The sequence below is a fragment of the Bacillus sp. AFS053548 genome (genome assembly GCF_002575105.1).
GTDB lineage: Bacteria > Bacillota > Bacilli > Bacillales > Bacillaceae_G > Gottfriedia.
Genome location: NZ_NUHI01000001.1, coordinates 70,099 through 88,691 on the forward strand (window position 1 = coordinate 70,099; position 18,593 = coordinate 88,691).

Annotated in this window: 16 protein-coding genes and 1 tRNA gene; 11 read left to right on the forward strand and 6 right to left on the reverse strand. The window is 30.9% G+C overall.

The genetic code is table 11. The features are described 5' to 3' along the window. Positions 1-180: 180 nt before the first annotated feature. The 3 genes from CN946_RS00345 to CN946_RS00355 all read right to left on the reverse strand — a co-directional run bounded on the left by CN946_RS00345 (position 181) and on the right by CN946_RS00355 (position 1,965). Positions 181-612, reverse strand: a complete 432-nt coding sequence (locus tag CN946_RS00345; protein WP_098859393.1) for a GNAT family N-acetyltransferase — start codon at positions 610-612, stop codon at positions 181-183. Continuing rightward, positions 609-1,124, reverse strand: a complete 516-nt coding sequence (locus CN946_RS00350; protein WP_098859394.1) for a YjcG family protein — start codon at positions 1,122-1,124, stop codon at positions 609-611. The genes CN946_RS00345 and CN946_RS00350 overlap by 4 nt, the downstream gene beginning before the upstream one ends. A gap of 112 nt (positions 1,125-1,236) precedes the next feature. Next, a complete protein-coding gene (locus CN946_RS00355) occupies positions 1,237-1,965 on the reverse strand; it encodes an alpha/beta hydrolase (RefSeq protein ID WP_098859395.1) in 729 nt (242 codons plus the stop codon). A 116-nt stretch (positions 1,966-2,081) separates the two neighbouring features. Between CN946_RS00355 and CN946_RS00360 the strand changes: the two genes are divergently transcribed. The 7 genes from CN946_RS00360 (at position 2,082) to CN946_RS00390 (ending at position 8,185) form a co-directional block, all read left to right on the forward strand. Then, entirely contained in the window at positions 2,082-2,996 is a 915-nt protein-coding gene (locus CN946_RS00360) for a DMT family transporter (protein WP_098859396.1), read from the forward strand. Between the two features lie 163 nt (positions 2,997-3,159). Then, entirely contained in the window at positions 3,160-4,476 is a 1,317-nt protein-coding gene (locus CN946_RS00365) for a TrkH family potassium uptake protein (RefSeq protein ID WP_098859397.1), read from the forward strand. 14 nt (positions 4,477-4,490) lie between these two features. Further along, the gene (locus tag CN946_RS00370; protein WP_098859398.1) at positions 4,491-5,147 is read left to right on the forward strand and encodes a potassium channel family protein; all 657 of its coding nucleotides are present in this window, start codon (positions 4,491-4,493) and stop codon (positions 5,145-5,147) included. A gap of 100 nt (positions 5,148-5,247) precedes the next feature. Next, complete coding sequence (locus CN946_RS00375; protein ID WP_098859399.1) at positions 5,248-6,456, forward strand: DUF6944 family repetitive protein; 1,209 nt, start codon at positions 5,248-5,250, stop codon at positions 6,454-6,456. Between the two features lie 273 nt (positions 6,457-6,729). After that, entirely contained in the window at positions 6,730-6,924 is a 195-nt protein-coding gene (locus tag CN946_RS00380; RefSeq protein WP_098859400.1) for a hypothetical protein, read from the forward strand. Positions 6,925-7,060: 136 nt separating this feature from the next. Then, positions 7,061-7,133, forward strand: a tRNA-Val gene (locus CN946_RS00385). A gap of 131 nt (positions 7,134-7,264) precedes the next feature. Continuing rightward, positions 7,265-8,185, forward strand: coding sequence for a tyrosine-type recombinase/integrase (locus tag CN946_RS00390; RefSeq protein WP_098859401.1), 921 nt, complete (start codon positions 7,265-7,267; stop codon positions 8,183-8,185). 263 nt (positions 8,186-8,448) lie between these two features. Here CN946_RS00390 and CN946_RS00395 read toward each other — a convergent pair whose 3' ends face one another. Next, positions 8,449-9,366 (reverse strand): hypothetical protein, encoded by a 918-nt coding sequence (locus tag CN946_RS00395; protein ID WP_098859402.1) that lies wholly within the window; start codon positions 9,364-9,366, stop codon positions 8,449-8,451. Between the two features lie 1,277 nt (positions 9,367-10,643). On the opposite strand from CN946_RS00395, the gene CN946_RS00400 reads away from it, so the two are divergent. Together CN946_RS00400 and CN946_RS23240 are read left to right on the forward strand one after the other, a co-directional pair. Next, a complete protein-coding gene (locus CN946_RS00400) occupies positions 10,644-11,024 on the forward strand; it encodes a hypothetical protein (protein WP_098859403.1) in 381 nt (126 codons plus the stop codon). Positions 11,025-11,030: 6 nt separating this feature from the next. Further along, complete coding sequence (locus CN946_RS23240) at positions 11,031-11,204, forward strand: hypothetical protein (RefSeq protein WP_176547148.1); 174 nt, start codon at positions 11,031-11,033, stop codon at positions 11,202-11,204. Positions 11,205-11,945: 741 nt separating this feature from the next. Here CN946_RS23240 and CN946_RS00405 read toward each other — a convergent pair. Further along, positions 11,946-13,166 carry an SIR2 family protein gene (locus CN946_RS00405; RefSeq protein ID WP_098859404.1) on the reverse strand — a complete coding sequence of 407 codons (1,221 nt, stop codon included), beginning with the start codon at positions 13,164-13,166 and terminating at the stop codon, positions 11,946-11,948. Further along, the gene (locus CN946_RS00410; protein ID WP_098859405.1) at positions 13,129-14,412 is read right to left on the reverse strand and encodes a hypothetical protein; all 1,284 of its coding nucleotides are present in this window, start codon (positions 14,410-14,412) and stop codon (positions 13,129-13,131) included. The genes CN946_RS00405 and CN946_RS00410 overlap by 38 nt, the downstream gene beginning before the upstream one ends. Before the next feature lie 264 nt (positions 14,413-14,676). Between CN946_RS00410 and hsdR the strand changes: the two genes are divergently transcribed. Both hsdR and CN946_RS00420 read left to right on the forward strand, forming a co-directional pair. After that, positions 14,677-17,013: an EcoAI/FtnUII family type I restriction enzme subunit R gene (hsdR, locus tag CN946_RS00415; RefSeq protein WP_098859406.1), complete on the forward strand. Its 2,337-nt coding sequence runs from the start codon at positions 14,677-14,679 to the stop codon at positions 17,011-17,013. A 115-nt stretch (positions 17,014-17,128) separates the two neighbouring features. Next, on the forward strand, positions 17,129-18,592 hold the full coding sequence (locus tag CN946_RS00420) for a class I SAM-dependent DNA methyltransferase (protein WP_098859407.1): 1,464 nt from the start codon (positions 17,129-17,131) through the stop codon (positions 18,590-18,592). The last annotated feature ends 1 nt before the right edge of the window (position 18,593 follow it).

Genomic DNA, 18,593 nt, shown 5'->3' on the forward strand with positions numbered 1-18,593 from the left:
TCTATGTTACCAAAAAGATTTGAGTACGAAAAGTGAATTTTAATGGGAAAAAAGTATCTTTTCATATGTATAGAACTAAATTCATTAGTAGGACCGTTGTTTGTTACATAGCCTCGTGTATAGTTTTTTAAAGCCCCATGAAAAAACTATGATTCAATTGAATCATAGTTTTTAGTGTGTTTAATTTAATTTTAGCTTCATTTCTGCGTGTGGAATGCCAGCTTCAAAAAAGATTTCGGAAGAGATTTTATAACCTAATTTTTCATAAAAAGGAATTGCAGATTCTTGTGCGTGTAAGACTAATTCATCTAAACCCTTTTCCTTAGCAGTTTTATGAATTAAGTACATAATTTCATTTCCAATTTTTTTTCCTCGATAGCTACTTAAAACGCAGATTCGCTGAACTTTTCCAGTCGATTCGATTAATCTAAGTCGACCTGCAGCAATCGGTTGTTCTCCATCGTATGAAACAAAATGGATACACTCTTCATCAAGGCCATCAAACTCCAAATCTCTTGAAATTTGTTGTTCTTCAACAAAAACTTCTACTCGAACTTTAAGAGCGTCGTTTATTTCTTGATCTGTTGCTGCTAATATTGTGCGAATGCTCATTTTTTTGCTCCTAATTTAAATGTTTCATACACTTCCCAAGCACCGTTTTCTAATTGGTAAACTAATTTAAAGTTATCTACTACTTCATTGTAACTAAATTGAATCATGCGTAACTGGCCTAGAATATCAGCAAACTCAGCATCTTGTAATTGCTGACCAATTGTAATATGCGGTACGAATGCATAATCTTTTATTTCTGGGAAAGCGCCAGTGTGCATTTTTTCATGAAGCTCTTTTAATGCTTCAACAGGTGTAACTTTTAAATAAATGACATTATTAACTGGTGCAAAAGAACTTACTTTATTAATTTCCAATTCAAATGGTTCAATTTGACTCGCAATTTCATTTAATTGTGAAATAATATTTGGAAGTTGATCTTCACTTAATTCGAATCCACTTCTTAATGTAACATGAGGAGAGATTAACGTATACGCTGGATCAAAACGTTTTCTATACTCATTAGCCTTTTCTTGAACGAAATTAGATGGGAAAAAAACAACGCCACATTTCATAAAATTACCTCCTGTTTGCGATACTTTATATTTTAATTTGAAAAAATTAACGAAAGAAAAATAACTAATTTTAATTATACCAAATTTTTTGAAAATAGCTAAGTTTCACGAATTATTTTGCTAAACTAATTTTTAATACGTCTTCAAGCTGCTTTTCCCAGTTAGTCCAAGTATGGTCCCCTTCATATTCTGAATAATGTAATTCTACAGGGAAGTTAGCTAAATAATCTTTTAATTGTAATCCACCTTTGACAAAATTAACCCATTGCTTACTTGGTGTAAAAACATTTTCTTCTTGTTTTCCAACAGTTTGAACAATAGAAAGAATTGAATTTAATTTTGTATTCTTTAAAAATTCTATAACATCGTCGTTCACAAATGGTGATTGCATAATGACTTGTCCAAATGTATTAGGATATGTAAATGCAGCTTGTAATGAAACAGTACCACCTAATGAATCGCCGATTAATGTTCTGCTATGGGCTAATCCAAGTAAAGGTAAATGATCATCTAAATATGGAAGTAATTCTTCAGCTAAAAAACGAATATAATTTTTTTGACCAGGTTGAGAAGGGTGGTATAGTTTAAAACGCTCCTCTGGTGAAGAATATGGTATTCCGACAATGATTGTCGGTTGAATTGAACCTTCTTTTGTTAATTTTTCAATTACACGATGAACTTTTCCTAAATTAAAATAGTCTTGTCCATCTTGGGCAATTAATAGGTGATGTTTTATTAACGGAGTGTACATGCTTGAATAGTATATTGTAAATGTAATTTCTTTTTTAATGTGTTCACTATATAGTGTATGTTCTTCTCTAGTACCATTTGTTTGAATCATAAAATGTCTCCTCTTCTTTTCCCTAGGATGATATAATTAGATGTTACTTCATACAAAAAATTTAGAAAAGTAAAATGTATTAAACGCTTACAAAATAAGTCGAAATAAGGTGAAACATGAGTAAAAAACAACCAAATGCAATGATGTCATTATTAATTTTGTCCATTATTGCAATTTCAACTTCAGCTATATTAGCTAAATGGACGAAAGCTTCTCCATCTGTTTTAAGCATGTATCGCCTCTGGTTTACATGTATATGGATGCTACCATTTGTATTGAAGCGAAAGAATGAATTAAAAGCTCTAAAAAAATCGCATTATAAATCATTCGCCTTAGGTGGATTAATGTTAGCTGTCCATTTTATTTTATGGTATGGTTCATTAGTTTTCACTTCTGTTGCGAGCTCAACGATCATATTAGCTCTTCAGCCTTTAGTTGCAATGATTCTTGGATTCTTTGTATTTAAAGAGCGAACGTCTATGCAATCTAAAATATGTATGATTATCGCTATTATTGGTGTATGTCTAATAGGATTCGGCGATATCGGATTAAGTATGTCAGCGTTTAAAGGTGATATTCTTTCATTTTTAAGTGTAATTGCTGCAGTACTCTATTTAATGGTTGGACAAACAACCGTAAAAAATACATCTCATTGGGTGTATAGTTTTTGGGTATTCGCATTTTCAGCAGCATTTTTAACAATCTATAATATCGTAACGATGGATAATTTCTTTGATTACCAATCAAAAGATTGGATCATATTTATTGCATCTGCCATTATTCCTTCATTAGCACATATTATAAATAACTATTTATTAAATTACGTAAATGCTACGACAATATCAATGAGTATACTTGGGGAACCAGTTGGTGCATCTATTTTAGCAGTTTTCCTTCTTCACGAAATGTTATCATCATTTCAGCTAGTTGGAGGTACGATCGTAATAGTGAGTGTATTCTTGTACCTATATCAACAACAAAAAGAAGTAACATCAATACAAGTTAAAACAGATAATTCTTCATCAGCTTAGATCAACTAATTAATTTAAAAAATTTCAAAAGACTTTCAAATCTTTCATATGGTTTGAAAGTTTTTTTGTTTTTCAACTAAAAATAGGTAGAATAGATAATAGCTATTAGAAAAATATTCCATAAACTTTTATCCAGCCAATTTAAAGGAGAAAAGATCTACTTATGAAAAAAAAGAAGAAAAAAGCCAAAAATCCTCTCCATTATATATTTATTTCATATATCATCATTACATTTTTATTTTCATTCTTATACTTTCTTCCATTTACGCGAATTTCGAATATAAGCTATATAGATAGTTTATTTGTTTCAACGAGTGCGATTAGTGTGACTGGGTTAACAACAGTAAACTTAGTTGAGACATTTAATGTTTGGGGAAAAATACTCTTAATGATCCAAATGGAAATTGGGGCAATCGGAATTGTTGTATTTATTAGTTATGGTTTTATGATACTCGGTATTCGAATTACGATTTCAAATTTACTAGTCGTATCAAAGGATCAAAATCAAAGTAGCATTAAATCAATTAAAAGATTAAGTTTGTCAGTTTTATATACATCCTTATTTTTTCAATTTATAGGTGGACTCTTTTTTTATAGTCAATTTAGAGGGAAATATGACACTGCATTAGAAACTTTATTAGTTACTGCTTTCCATTCAATAGCAAGTTTTACAAACACAGGTTTTGATTTATTTGGGAATAGTTTAATTTCGTTTCAAAAAAATAATTTAGTCTTAATCGTAACTGCTGCTTTAATTTTTATAGGTGGACTTGGATATCCGACGATTATGGAGTACATCTATAAATACAACAAGAAAAAATCTTTATTTACAAGGATTAATATGCGCCTGCATTTTTCGTTTATGATTCTTGGAACAATTGTATTTTGGCTTTTAGAAAGAGGCCATGCGTTTAAACATTTAAATTTTTTTGATCAACTAACAAATTCATTTTTTTTATCAGTAACGAGTCGAAATGGTGGATATGCACCTCTTGATATTGCAGAACTAACATTGCCTGCAATCTTAATACTTTTAGTGCTGATGTATATCGGTGGAGCTTCATCTAGTGCAGCAGGAGGGATTCGCTTAACAACAGTTTCAGTCTTAGCTGCAAAGATGTTTTCAGTCATTAAGTCACAGGACGATACAATTATTTTTAGAACAAGTGTAAAGAAAGAGGTTGTTGACCGTGCATTTGTTATTGCGATGAGCTTTATCATATTAATCACGGTTGCAACGATTATGATTTCGATTTTTGAACCGTTTCAGTTAGATTTAATTTTACTAGAGGCCATTTCGGCAATTACAAATACCGGATTATCATTAGGGATTACAACAAATATCCATAGTGTGTCAAAAATAATCTTAATATTACTAATGTTTATTGGAAGAATTGGGATCTTTACACTGATTTATTTCGTATTTAGGGTCGATAATCAAAGATTAAAATATGTTGAAAAAGACTTAGCAGTTGGGTAAGGAGGAGAGGATATATGCCTAAGCAATATTTGGTAATAGGTGCTGGACGTTTTGGTCGAGGAATTGTAAAAGAGTTTGATCGATTAGGTCATGAAGTTGTTGTTTGTGATAAAGATAAAAAGACATTAGAGCAATTAGAAGAGTACACAGAATATGCAGTAATCGGCGATTTGCGTGAAGAGTCTATACTAGAGGATTTAAATGTAAGTCAATTTGATGCAGTATTTGTAGCGATTGGAACGGATTCTTTAGCCTCTATCTTAATTACGAATAGATTGACAGAGAGAAAAGTAAAAAGAATTATTTGTAAAGCAAATAATCGTGAAGTTGGTGGGATTTTAGAAAGTATTGGAGCGGATTTAGTAATCTATCCAGAAGAGGAAGCTGGACATAAAGCAGCACGTATGGAAGCGATGAGTGGAATAATCGAATACATCGAAATTACAAAAAATATTGCAGGAGTTGAAACGGTCATCCCTGAAAAATTGGTTGGCAAAACATTAAGAGAAATGAGCTTTTCAATGAAATATGGCATAACGGTTGTCCTAATCATCCGTGACGGTGAGCCGATGGTATCGCAAATTGGAGACGTAGTTTTTCAAAGTGGGGATTTAATTTTTATTGTAGGAGAAAAATCAAAAATAGAATTGTTTAAGAAGAAAGTTGGATAAATCTAATTAGGGCTCAATTACAATTACCTATTTGGAACGTTTAAACGTCATAGTTGAATATACTAATCCTAAATGACTAATCAAGGATTGGTGTTTTATAATGAGCCAAGTTATGGAGGTTATTGGGGCATGGGTGAATGCAATTGGAACACTCAGTTCAGCAATTAGTAGTACACCCATGAGAGGATTAAAAGGAGATAACCGAAAAAGTTGGGAGGATTTAAGCTTTCATCTAGATTTCGGTGGAAATACCTTTCAAGCGATTGGTAATATAATAGAAGCTTTTTTAGGCGAACCTAGTGTAATAGAAGATGCAGGTGAAATTATCCAAGCTTCAGGTAATGTCACTGTATTATTTAGTTTATTAGCTGCAGAAGCAGAGGAAGAAAAAGAAGAAGGAGAAAAAGATGCAGATCGAGCGATAAAGTTAAATATTACTGGGAATGCCCAACAAGCTTTTGGTGGATTAATCGCAGCCCTTGATGAAGTAAGTTCAGAGGATTTTGATGTATCCGGTTTTATGGGGAATTTTTTACAAGCGATTGGAAATACATTACAAGTATTGGCTGGTTTGGTAGAGCTTGAAATTGAAGATTTAAAAGACTATTTAGAAGAAACCGGGCAAGAAGAGCAACCTAGCGATTTATCAGATGGAGTCATATTTGACGTACTTCAAGAATATCATGGCAGTGCGCCAGTGTCTGAGGCTAGTGAATTATCGGATGGAATTATTTTTGATGATGTACAAGAATATACTGGAAGATTGCCAGAGGATGATACTGTTGAACTTACAAATGAAATTGAAGTTCATAATGAAAACATACGATCAACCGAATCTTCTAATGAAGAAATATTGAATGAAATAGAATATCTTTTTGGTAGAATACCAGATTACGAACCGTTTGAAACACAAGATGATCCGATTTCAAGTCAACAAGATGAATCGATTTCTAGCGAACAAGGCGGGCCAAGTGATCTGTCAGATGGGGTCATTTTTAATGTACTCCAACAATATGAAGAAGAAACTGAAACAAACCCATTAGTTAAGGAATACGAAGAATTAGCATTACTATTAAAATATAGTGGAAGTTGGATTCAAGCTGGTGGTTCAATCGTATCCGTTTACTCTGAACAAAAAGAGTTATTTAATTCTAATGCTGAACAAAAAGAGCAAGAGAAACAAGAACTAGAAGAGAACAAAAACCCTAGAAGAAGAAATAGAAGGAAAAAATCGGTGGAAAATAAGGTCGAATCAAATCATGAGAAAAGCAAAACTTCGGAATATACAGAAATAAAGAAAAAGAGCTAACAAAAATAAGCTATAGTGTGGATGTTAGTTCTAGATACATAGATCGTAGAATAAAGCCATTCCTTAAAGGTGCATAAAATGAACATGTAGGAAAGAATACAAGATTTTTTTGCAGTGCTTGAATATTTACAAAGGCAACAAAATATTAAATTGTGATTTTTGGAAATTTTGATTACATAATAGGCAAACAGGAAAATATTAATAATAAAGAGAGTGTACCTTCACCATTTTTGGTTAAGGAATATTAATATTTAACTATTGGAGAGATCGCCTATGAAAAGTAGAATGATTAAAATCGTTAAAAACTATAAAGTTCAGACATTTGTATTTGGTGTGGGTGTTCTACTATTGTTCTTAACAATTGTGGTTGGTAGTATTCTATTAAGCAATATACCAAGAGACAAAGATTTGAGATGGAAAGATTTAATGCATTCAATAAACGAAATAGAAGCGAACTCGAATAGATGAGCATTTTTCAAAAAAATTGAAAAATACATTCTAATGGACTTATATTCTAAATTTTTTGTTAAATATTGGTTGAAGAGTAGTAGACAAAACAGTATAATAGACTTAATTAGAGAGAATTATTTCTCTTGTATATTACGATTCCATAGCTCAGCTGGGAGAGCACTACCTTGACAGGGTAGGGGTCGCTGGTTCAAGTCCAGTTGGAATCATACTCAATAGGTATATCAAGGGTTTTGCTATCGTTTTGCACCCTGAGTAAGAAAGTGGTCGATATAAGACCCTATTCTTACAATTTAGACCACTAACCTTCTTAAAATAATTGAAGGAAGTGGTCTTTTTTATGTTATTGAAATTTGCTATTCAAGATTTTAAAGATGACAGAGAGTTTAAAAATCTGTCCGAACAAACAATTAAAACGTATATGTTTCATTTAAAAGAGTTCCAAATTTTTTGTGCTGAAAAGGAAATTCTTAATGTTGAAGATGTAACAACTAACACAATAAAATCTTACTTCATTTTCTGCATGAAATCGAAAAGAAATAATCCAGTTACAATCAACACTAAAATTAAAAATCTAAAAGCATTTTACAACTATATGGTTGAAAGTGGGATTATTTCAGAAAAATCTAATCCAATGATTAAGATAGAGAAAGCTAAGACGGACACTAAAATTGAAGTATTTAGCGATAATCACATTAAACAGATGTTGAATTATTATAGAAGATTAAAGGGTAGGGAACATTCTTTTTATGCTTATAGAGATTACACTCTAATTCTTACTTTACTAGGTAGTGGAATGCGATTAGGTGAACTATGTAATCTCACATGGAAAGAAATTGATTTAATAACTGGGACTATTATTGTTTTTGGTAAAAATCGTACACAAGCAAGCATTCCAATTACGGATAAATTAGTGAAGGAACTTGCAGAATACAAGGTCTTTTGTCAGCAATACTTTTCAGAAATATCTGACCATGTATTTATAAATAGAGAAAATAAACCTATGACAGCTAATGCTGTTAAAAATGTTTTTAAACGTTTAAAGGTAATCATGAATTTCAAAGATGTTAGATTATCAGCACACACTTTCAGACATACATTTGCACACAGATTCTTAATGAATGGTGGAGATGTATTTACACTTCAAAAGATGTTGCGTCATAGTAACTTGAAGATGACAGAGAAGTATCTTGCAATATGGGGTACAGCGTTAAGAGAACAAAATGATAAATACAATCCTTTAAATTCTCTAGACTTATAACTTGTATTGGAATACATGAAAGAGGCTTATGATGAGTTAACTGACAATGGTGTACACTACATTCCAGAAGTGCCTAAAAAAGAGGTTGTCTAATTAGACAACCTTTAGGAACTCTTATCTAACTAATGCACCCGTTAGTTGAAGAACAACTCGTAGTTCTAAGTAGAAGGAGCCTCTTTAAAATCACTCTTTTATTATTTTAGCATCGAAGTGGAATATTTTTTCCTTAAAATGTGCTTAAAAAAGACAAATACATTTTCTTTCTAAATATCTTCTGTCTTTGTTAATTCCATAAACTTTTTACTATTTCTTAATAATTCCATTATTCTGTTCCAATCAGGAATTTTTCTTAAATCTAAACTATTTAGAGCTTCAGTATGGACGGTTTCCATTGAAAAATAATTTAATGTTTTAAGTAGTAAAAGTGATGGATTAAAAGCAACATGAATCAATTTTGATAATGGTTTCTTGTACTTTACACAAAAGTCTCGTATATTTAGGAAATCTTTATCGGGATTTAATGTTAATACATTATTGTTATCATCAATAAAGGCATAAACTGATTTTGACGCCGGATGACACAACTCACATAGCTCTGACCAACAATGATAAAATGATGGTAGACCGTCCCTACTTAAATCATTAATATATTGAGTTGCTGTCTTAGCTATATGACTGTCAGGGACTACATTTCTAGCATTTATATTTATGTATCTAGCATGTGTGAAAGAAATTAACACTTTCTCTAATTCTGTAGATTCACAATACACATCCTTTTCTAGATGTAAACATTCTTCAATATCCTTATGATATTGAGCAATCGTTTTAGAGACACGTTTCAATGCATCATAGGAATCAGTTGCAGATTCGATTAGTCCTCTCATATTAGCAGCAAACGAAAAAAAGTTTTCCTCTTTAATTGAATTAAGAACCCCATTAGCCCATCTTTGATTCCTTAATAAACTGGTGGATGCTGCCCAGTGACATCTCATCAACATTTCACACCAATAAATACTAGTGGCTGATTTAACATCTTCTTCCCTAATATTGGCGAAAACATCTTCTTTAATAAAAAAATAAGAGTAGTTAACGTTATTTAATGAAGAGCAGATAGTATTTATTAGCTCAATTTCCACCTCATGTTCCTTTCCATATGGAAATACTTCATTTTTTAAAACCATTTCTTCTCCACCTATTCTAAATTTATTTATATATTTTTATGCTACTGTTAACATATTCCTCTATTTTATGTTTTTCCCTTCTAATACTAACCTGCCAGTTAGTTGAATAAGAAAATCAACAATCTAATTTAACAGACCTTTATTTAAATAACCATTATTTAATTTTATATTTATTCATTTTAAAATAATGAAAAAACCCATATTATATGTGTGAAGGTGCGTAGAGGTATTTTCGTTCGGATAATGTATTTTCATTTGAATATACCCCCACCCCTGATTTTTTTGGGAGAATTATTTTAATAATAAATTTAAGTTTAATAGTGATTAAACAGGATAATAAAGACCGTTCATACCGGGCTTAAATTGGTTAAACAAAGGTATAGGGAATAGGGGATTTACTTTATAGTTCCGATAACATGAATTATGGGAATAAATTAAGTGTTATTCCTTCCTAAATACTGATTATGTTTGTTCACATAATTGTATATTGTGAGTTACATATAAAGTAAGTTAATATGATTACTTCCATTACTTTTAGCATCCCCCCACGCCCATGAACAATAATTAGGATAAATAAAACGTTATTTACCTATATGTTTTAGAATATTACTTCTTGTACATCTCTTATATATAGCCATTTATCGAAATAGGAGGTACTTTCGTCATAACGAAATCGGTTGCCAAGCCTTCACGAAAACACCCTATTATAGTTATTAAAAGTTAATAATCCAATTGTTTACTAATTTTTAATCCTTTGGGAGAGTTACAATGTACTGACTAACAGGAAAAAGACTGTTAGTTTTTGGAGAAGGCTGTTTGTACTATCTCCAATATCACTTGATGTCCTTTAAATTGGACTATATTAGTCATAACTAATACAGGGGTACACGCAGGACTAATACATGTAAGACATCCAAATCTTTATAAAGAAATACCCTAGACAAGTAGTAAGAAAGTGCTCCCAACATAATCAAATAATTGATTCTAACACACTCTCTAGTGGTTCTAGGGGGTGTGTTTTTTTTTTATTAAGTATTAATAGAAAAAAGTGCAAATTTTAGGGCTTTAAATCTTAAATATATACTATATGGCAGAACTAAAGAATGCCAATAGCATAATCCAAGGCACTTTAGGAAGTTTATGTATACGAGATATGAAAATCACTTCTTCTTTTCTTATCTCACTAACTCCTCTATTTTCTTAATGGGAACGGGGTACCTTCCTTCACTCCGTTCCTATACGTGCTAATTATTATTTATTTAGGGGGTTTTCAGAGTATGGGCGTTTTTATAAATTTACAAACAGAGATTGAGGTACAAGAGCACTTTGAAGAATATGGAATGGAGATGGTAAAGGGTAGAAATAAGGTTGTTTTAAACAAGAATTATGATAGATATTATCTTGATTTAGGTTCATTTGCATTATCAATAGGAATCAGTATTAATCAACTATTAGAGTCAATCAATTACATTCCGACTACTGGAGAATACCTAGCTTTTTACAAGAATGAGCAGCATAAACCTATTAGAGTTTTAGAGTTTACTGGATTAAATGAATTAATAAGAGGATTGAAAGCACTTGGTTTTAATCTTGACCTTTTAAAAACTATTCGTGACCAGTGCTATAAATTACATGAACAAATAAAAGAAAAGGAGTAATTGATTATGGAGAAGACTAAGCAAACGAGTATTCATTTAGAGGAAATTCATATTAAATATTTGTCGCTTATGAGTGTAATTTCAGGGCTCAATAAGTCGCAATACTTAAGAGAATTACTAGATAGTGATATGTTAGAAAATGAAGAAATTGTTAAGACATATGAAAAAATTTTATATTAAGTTGGATGGAGTTTTGAAGCTGAGGGTTTTTCCAAAAATAAACCCCAAGGTTAGCTGAGCCGATGCAGAAAATTAGCAGTTGCCGTATAAGTAATATCGGGTGATTGAGAGATTCAGCACTCTTGCAATATTACTTGAATGATTCGGTGATGTGATGAGTTTAACGCATTCTCATGTAAATAAAAAATGAGCGGGGTGGAGCGTTCCTTAGTACCTAAGTCGCAATCATAAAATAATATCGTCAAGGCTCAAATGAGACGATTCTTATAATTAAGTTTTTATGTTTTTTGAGTATATAGGGGAAATTATGTCTAAATGTTATTTAAATTCTTTCTTTAATCAAAGTTCATTGGGGGGATCAGTTAGAAATTGAACTTTGATTCAATCTTATTGATTTAAATTTAGCGAACAAGATTGAATAGGATTTAAGATATTAAGTAATTAATTATCATAAGCAAAGGATAAGTATTGATTATGTAAAACATAAAAAATTAATTAATAATATAAACAAAGTACCTTTGAAATTAGATAGAAATTAACTTTGTTCAAACTTGATGATGAATTAATAAATACTACAAGATTAATATAATGGAATAAAAATATATTGATTATGTTAGTCTTTACAAAAGTAAAGAATATATTTTTAATTCACTACTATTAAAACATAGTGCGCTTACATAGCAATTTTTAGTATAAAATTAAAAACACTTAGAAGGATTCTCCTAAGTGTTTATTTTATATTTAATACAACTGTTCTAAAATAGTTCTAATTGCAATTACAAAATCGCTCTTATCCTTTTTTACTTTAATACCTATTGGTATTAAATTTTTATCAAATAATTCTTCCGCGTCAAATGGGTGTAGATTTGGGACTAGAATAAAATGTCCACCACCGATATGGTTAGTTATTTTTTCATATAAATCCTTAAAATAATCATCTTGAAACGAAAAACCAATAAATAATAATTTTTTATTACCCATTATTGAAGTAAGTACATGTTTAATTTTTTCAGAACCGTATAATTCATCATAGTCCTCTTTGGTTACTATCATACTGTTTATTTCATCCACATTTCCATGTAAATGTATGGCTCTTGGTTGGTTCTCATCAATTAAATCTTGTACATCATCAATTGCTTGAAGATTTTTTGGTAAAACTAGGTCGTCTAGATAATTTCTTAGATAGTCAGAAATTATATTGTCATAATTAGTAGTTAAAATAAATTGGGAATTAAGTTTTAAAAGGTCATTAATATTATGTAAATTATTATTCGGTGGTTTTTGATAACTTTTCTTAATAATATCTTTAATTTCCTTTTTTATTAACGATTCTTTTTTATAATAGCCTGAGTATCTTTTTAAAAATGTTAATGCTCGAAGATAATCTCCTCGCTCGATAAGTTTATTATATTGGATTTTATTTTCGTCTATTAATCCTTTTTCTAGTCCTTGTAATAGTTGTCCCCAATTTGGTAATTTGAATGGTACAGAGACCCCTGCTCCTACAAAAGGAATTATTCTGTGTGAATTTTCTTTTAATTTGGTAAGGTTGATATAAAAATCGTCAAAAAGGTATTGCTTTAATTGATTGTCTTTAGCTTTTTTAACCAACTCAAGAAAATTTGAATTTAGCTTGTATGTCTCTCTTATGATATGGTTATTCTGAAAATCTTTTAAAATTTCCCCACAGAATGTACATTGTTCATTAAGACTAACTGCATATTCAATGCTTTCAAGTTTTTGACATTCATATGAGAAATATTTTGATATCAAGTTTTCTTTTAGTAATTCAGTTAAAATTGGTTCAATAATTTCACTACCAAACCCATAGTGTTCAAGGCGTTGTTTTACAAAAATTTCATCTTTAACTACATCAGCAATGATATTAAGTTTATCAAAAGCTTCATTATCACTAAGGTGTAATTTAAGGCTTACGTTTTTTATCAATTGTTCCAATGACATAATGAATAATCTCCTTATTTAATGGATTAGAAGGAAGAAAAACAATTCTAAACTGCTTTTTAGTTGAATAGATTGTTGTTTGTATTACATCAGTATCCTTATCATTAAGAAATTTATAATCTTTAAACCATGAAATAGACCAATTATCTAGTCCTAAGGCCTGTTCAAAGTTGAAATAAAGACTATGAAACATATCTGATGCAGAAACAGGATGTTTTGCATTGGATGTTTGAGTCGAACTTTTACTTAACTTTGATGATGTAAATTTTATTCGAGTAGGATATCCAGGCATCTTTAACCCTTTAGCTTTTTTTACGAGGTCTTTTGACTTTATTTTTTGTTCCATATAATAAGACAATAATAAAGATTTTATTTTTTTGCCTAAATCCATTTTATCTGTAGGACTTAAACTTCCGTCTCCATTGAACAAAACATTGTTAAAAGTTTTAACACTTTGGTCAACTTCAGTTTTGGTACGCTTATCTATTTCTAAACGTATATCACTAAGGAGCAAGTCATCCAAATTTTTACAGAAGTTGTACATTCCTTTTCTATCATCTTCTACATTAGGTTCATCAATAACAATCCCTAATTTTAAGAACACTTTATTTATTGCACTATTATGTAATTGGTGGATGGTTGTGTCGGTTTCTTCGGATTGTTTTTTAAGGCCATTAATATTTCTAATCATTGTAAGTACATTACCTTTAACAAAATCAATTTCGATTCCAGCTATAAAAAAAGTGATTTTATTTCGGATAGGTACAACTTCAACAAATATAAATCTTGCATTAGTAACTTTGCCTTCTTTTTCTTCGAAATCGTAACCTGCTAAAAAAGTAGAGTCAGGCTTTGTAATATTTAATACATCCATTAAATAAAATCCCTTTTCACTCATATCCTTGTGAAAGGTTACTGAAGTTGATTCATGATTAATATCCTTTATCAGTTCTTTAATATTCCCTTTAAAGGAATTAGTATCTAAATTAGGATGCGATGAAATTTTATCTATAAAGATGTTTTTAAGATGGCTGTAAAGAATATTATCAAAAAATATTTTTCCGATTTCATTTATTTGCTTTGGGAAAGTTAAAACCAAATACTCATATAATTTTGGAAAATCATATTCTTTTACATCTTTAGGAAGTTTAAATTTGGAAAATATTGAACTTTTGAAAGTCGGGACATCTATAAATTCGATAAATTTATGTCCATTAAAAATATATAAAGATTCTTCTGCCTTCATTATAATTTCCCCCTTAGGAAAATTATAAATCATTAGTTAAACTTTGTAATAAAATTTTGTTCTTAAAAAAGTATGATAACTTATATTTTTATAGAATATTAATAAATAAGTTTACAGTTATTCCTGAAAAAAACAAATTTATTATCTTCTTTGCCGTACAACTTAAATTTCATAAAAGGAGTTTAAAAATTGCAGTTATGATGTGATACAATTGAACTAGTTAAATTAAATTGTCTAAATAGTTTACGGGGGTGATAATTCCTTATGAACAAACAAAAATTAACCGAACGTGATATTTGCACAAAATATATTACTCCATCCATTCTAAGCTCTGGTTGGGATTTACATAAACAAGTTCGTGAAGAATACCAAATTACAGATGGAAGAATTATTGTACGTGGTAGCCTTGTTACTAGAGGGGCTAAAAAACGTGCCGATTATGTATTATTTTATAAATCGAACATACCAATTGCAGTGATTGAAGCTAAGGATAATAACCATTCAGTGGGGCATGGTATCCAACAAGCAATTGGTTATGGGGAAATGCTAAAGGTACCATTTGTTTATTCCTCAAATGGGGATGGTTTCGTTGAGCATGACTTATTGACAGGGAAAGAGCGGAATCTAAATATAAATGAATTTCCAAGTCCCGAGCAATTATGGAATCGTTACAAGCAGCACAACAAAATCGACCATCAAGAAGAAGAGTTAATTACGGAGCCATATTATTTTCAACTTGGTGACAAAACACCTCGTTACTATCAAATGAACGCAGTAAATGAAACTATTAAAGCTGTGGCTAAAGGTCAAAACAGAGTATTACTAGTTATGGCGACTGGAACGGGCAAGACGTATACCGCTTTTCAAATCATTTATCGTTTATGGAAGGCAAGAAAAGCTAAACGTATTTTATTTTTAGCCGACCGAAATATTTTATTAGACCAAACAATGAATCAAGATTTTAAACCATTTAAGTCTGTTATGATGAAAATAAAAGACCGTAAAATAAATACAAGTTATGAAGTGTATACGGGTCTATATCAATCTATAACAGGACCTAATGAACAGGATAAAATTTACAAACAAGTTCCTCCATCGTTTTTCGACTTAATAGTAATAGATGAATGCCATCGTGGTTCCGCAAAAGAAGATTCTCAATGGAGAGAAATTATTGAGTATTTTTCAGAGGCAGTACAAGTAGGACTTACAGCAACACCAAAAGAGACCACAGAGGTTTCAAATATTGGCTATTTCGGTGAACCTATTTATACTTATTCACTAAAACAAGGGATTGAAGATGGGTTTCTAGCGCCATATAAAGTATATCGTTATGGATTGGATAAGGATTTAATGGGTTTTAGACCTAAAAAAGGGCAACTTGATAAAGAAGGTCACATTATCGAAGATAGAATATATAACACTATGGATTTTGACACAAATTTAGTGTTAGAAAAACGAACAGAACTAGTTGCTAAAGTTATCTCAGATTTTCTTAAAAAGCAAGATAGATTTATGAAAACAATCGTTTTTTGTATTGATATTGAACATGCTGAACGAATGCGCCAAGCATTAGTAAATGAAAATAGTGATTTAGTAAAAGAAGATTCAAGATATGTTATGAAAATCACTGGTGATGATAACGAAGGTAAAGCTCAATTAGATAATTTTATTGACCCTAATAGTAAGTACCCAACTATTGTAACTACATCGAAATTACTTACAACAGGTGTTGATGCCAAAACATGTAAAGTAGTTGCAATAGATTCTCGTATTGAATCTATGATTGAATTTAAGCAAATTATAGGTCGTGGAACAAGAATTAATGAAAAGCATGATAAATTGTATTTTAATTTGTTGGATTTTCGTGATGTTTCTAATAAATTTGCTGACCCTGATTTTGACGGGGATCCAATCCCCGTCGTTGATGGTGGGGATGACGATGAAGGCAAAGGTGGTAAAGGAAAACCCGGCAATAATGGTATTGGTAATAATGACGATGATGGTACAGACGATGAAGGCGATGAAAATGAGCCAAGAAGAAAAGTTTATGTAAACGACGTTGAAGTAATATTATTACATGAACGAGTTCAATACTATGATAAAGATGGTAAGCTAGTAACAGAGTCGCTAAAAGATTTTTCTAAACGAAATATATTAGAAGAATTTGCTGACTTAAATGTTTTCTTAAAACGATGGAACTCAGAGGAGCGAAAAGAAGCGATTATTGAGGAACTAAAGGAACATGGTGTCATTTTAGATGCTTTGCGAGAAGAAACAGGTTTACATGAAGTTGATGATTTTGATTTGATTTGCCATATTGCTTATGAAATGAAACCATTGACAAGGCAAGAACGTGCTAACAATGTAAAAAAAAGGAATTATTTTGGTAAGTACTCCGAAGTAGCACAAAAAGTACTTAATAATCTACTAATAAAATACATGAATGAAGGTGTCTATAATTTAGACGATGCAAAAGTTTTACGACTTGAACCATTCCAAGAAATTGGAAAACCAAAAGATTTAATACAAGCGTTTGGTGGAAAAGATGGTTGGCATAAAGCAATAAAAGAGCTCGAAAAAGAATTGTATGACATCAGTTAAATTGATGATTGGAGCACATGTTGATATAAAAGTGTGTTCCAATTTTTTTGGATATTTATATAGAAATTATAGTATTATACTATGAATATTGTTGATTAATTGGAGGATTGAATAGATGTCTATTACAAATTTTATTAAATCTATACAGGATATAATGAGGCAAGACCCTGGAGTTGACGGAGATGCCCAGCGTATTTCTCAATTGGTTTGGATGCTATTCCTAAAAATATATGACGCGAAAGAAGAAGAAGAATGGGAAGTATTTGAAGACGATTATGTTTCTATCATTCCAGAAGGACTAAAATGGCGTGATTGGGCAAAAGCAGATGAAGAAACAGGACAAGCAATGACAGGTGAAGAGCTTGTTGAATTTATAAATGAAAAATTATTTCCTGCATTAAAAGATTTAGAAATTGATGAAACAACAAAAGAACGGTCTGCTTTGGTTAAATACGTGTTTGAAGATGCTTATAACTATATGAAAAATGGTACATTAATTCGCCAAGTAATTGATGTAATAGATAGTATTGATTTTGGTTCTTATGAAGAACGTCATGCTTTTAATGATATTTACGAAACTATTTTGAAGGATTTACAAAGTGCCGGGAATGCAGGTGAATATTATACGCCACGTGCTGTTACCGAATTTATTGTTGAAATGTTAGACCCGAAAGTAGGGGAAACGTTTGCTGACTTTGCATGTGGAACAGGTGGGTTTTTAACTTGTGCTTTAGAACACATGAAAAAGCAACCAGAATATAAACTTACGGGTGGAGAAGAAGCTGTATTTAATGGTTTAATTGGTATCGAAAAGAAGCCAATGCCACATTTGTTAGCAGTAACAAACCTAATTCTACATGGTGTAGATGCTCCTAAAATTAAGCGTGACAACTCATTAGAAATTGATACTAGGGATATTTCAGATGACCAGAAAGTTGATAAAATTGGAATGAACCCTCCTTTTGGTGGAATAGAGGAAAAGTCTGTTCAAACTAACTTTAAAAAAGAGTACCAAACTTCTGAAACAGCAGATTTATTCATGGTTATGATTATGGAACGATTAAATGAAAATGGTAAAGCTGGGGTAGTTTTGCCTGATGGTTTCTTATTTGGAACAGAAGGTGTAAAAAGAAATATTAAAGAGAAGTTGTTAAGAGAATTTAACCTACATACTATTGTTCGATTACCGAACGGTGTTTTTTCACCATATACAGGAATTACAACAAATTTACTTTTCTTTGATAAAACAGGTTCAACTAAAGAAGTTTGGTATTATGAACATCAGCTACCAGAAGGATATAAAAATTATACCAAGACGAAACCAATTCGTTATGAAGAATTTGAAATAGAGAAGCAGTGGTGGAACAAGCGTGTTATAAATGAATATGCTTGGAAAATTACTTTTGATGAAATTAAAACAAGAAATTACAACTTGGATATCAGGAATCCTTTTAACAAAGAAGAAGAACTACTAAACCCAAATATTTCTTTGCAAAAGTATCAAGAATCTGTTGAACGAGTAAAAGCAACAAAGCAACGTCTTTTTGAAGAATTGTCTGCTATTGTGAGGGGAGTGTAAA

Coding starts and splice junctions, on each gene's coding strand:
- CN946_RS00375 (WP_098859399.1), top strand. CDS start 5,248: ATGAGCCAAGTTATGGAGGTTATTGGGGCATGGGTGAATGCAATTGGA.
- CN946_RS00350 (WP_098859394.1), bottom strand. CDS start 1,124: ATGAAATGTGGCGTTGTTTTTTTCCCATCTAATTTCGTTCAAGAAAAG.
- CN946_RS00355 (WP_098859395.1), bottom strand. CDS start 1,965: ATGATTCAAACAAATGGTACTAGAGAAGAACATACACTATATAGTGAA.
- CN946_RS00365 (WP_098859397.1), top strand. CDS start 3,160: ATGAAAAAAAAGAAGAAAAAAGCCAAAAATCCTCTCCATTATATATTT.
- hsdR (WP_098859406.1), top strand. CDS start 14,677: ATGAACAAACAAAAATTAACCGAACGTGATATTTGCACAAAATATATT.
- CN946_RS00370 (WP_098859398.1), top strand. CDS start 4,491: ATGCCTAAGCAATATTTGGTAATAGGTGCTGGACGTTTTGGTCGAGGA.
- CN946_RS00420 (WP_098859407.1), top strand. CDS start 17,129: ATGTCTATTACAAATTTTATTAAATCTATACAGGATATAATGAGGCAA.
- CN946_RS23240 (WP_176547148.1), top strand. CDS start 11,031: ATGGAGAAGACTAAGCAAACGAGTATTCATTTAGAGGAAATTCATATT.
- CN946_RS00410 (WP_098859405.1), bottom strand. CDS start 14,412: ATGAAGGCAGAAGAATCTTTATATATTTTTAATGGACATAAATTTATC.
- CN946_RS00400 (WP_098859403.1), top strand. CDS start 10,644: ATGGGCGTTTTTATAAATTTACAAACAGAGATTGAGGTACAAGAGCAC.
- CN946_RS00405 (WP_098859404.1), bottom strand. CDS start 13,166: ATGTCATTGGAACAATTGATAAAAAACGTAAGCCTTAAATTACACCTT.
- CN946_RS00380 (WP_098859400.1), top strand. CDS start 6,730: ATGAAAAGTAGAATGATTAAAATCGTTAAAAACTATAAAGTTCAGACA.
- CN946_RS00390 (WP_098859401.1), top strand. CDS start 7,265: ATGTTATTGAAATTTGCTATTCAAGATTTTAAAGATGACAGAGAGTTT.
- CN946_RS00345 (WP_098859393.1), bottom strand. CDS start 612: ATGAGCATTCGCACAATATTAGCAGCAACAGATCAAGAAATAAACGAC.
- CN946_RS00360 (WP_098859396.1), top strand. CDS start 2,082: ATGAGTAAAAAACAACCAAATGCAATGATGTCATTATTAATTTTGTCC.
- CN946_RS00395 (WP_098859402.1), bottom strand. CDS start 9,366: ATGGTTTTAAAAAATGAAGTATTTCCATATGGAAAGGAACATGAGGTG.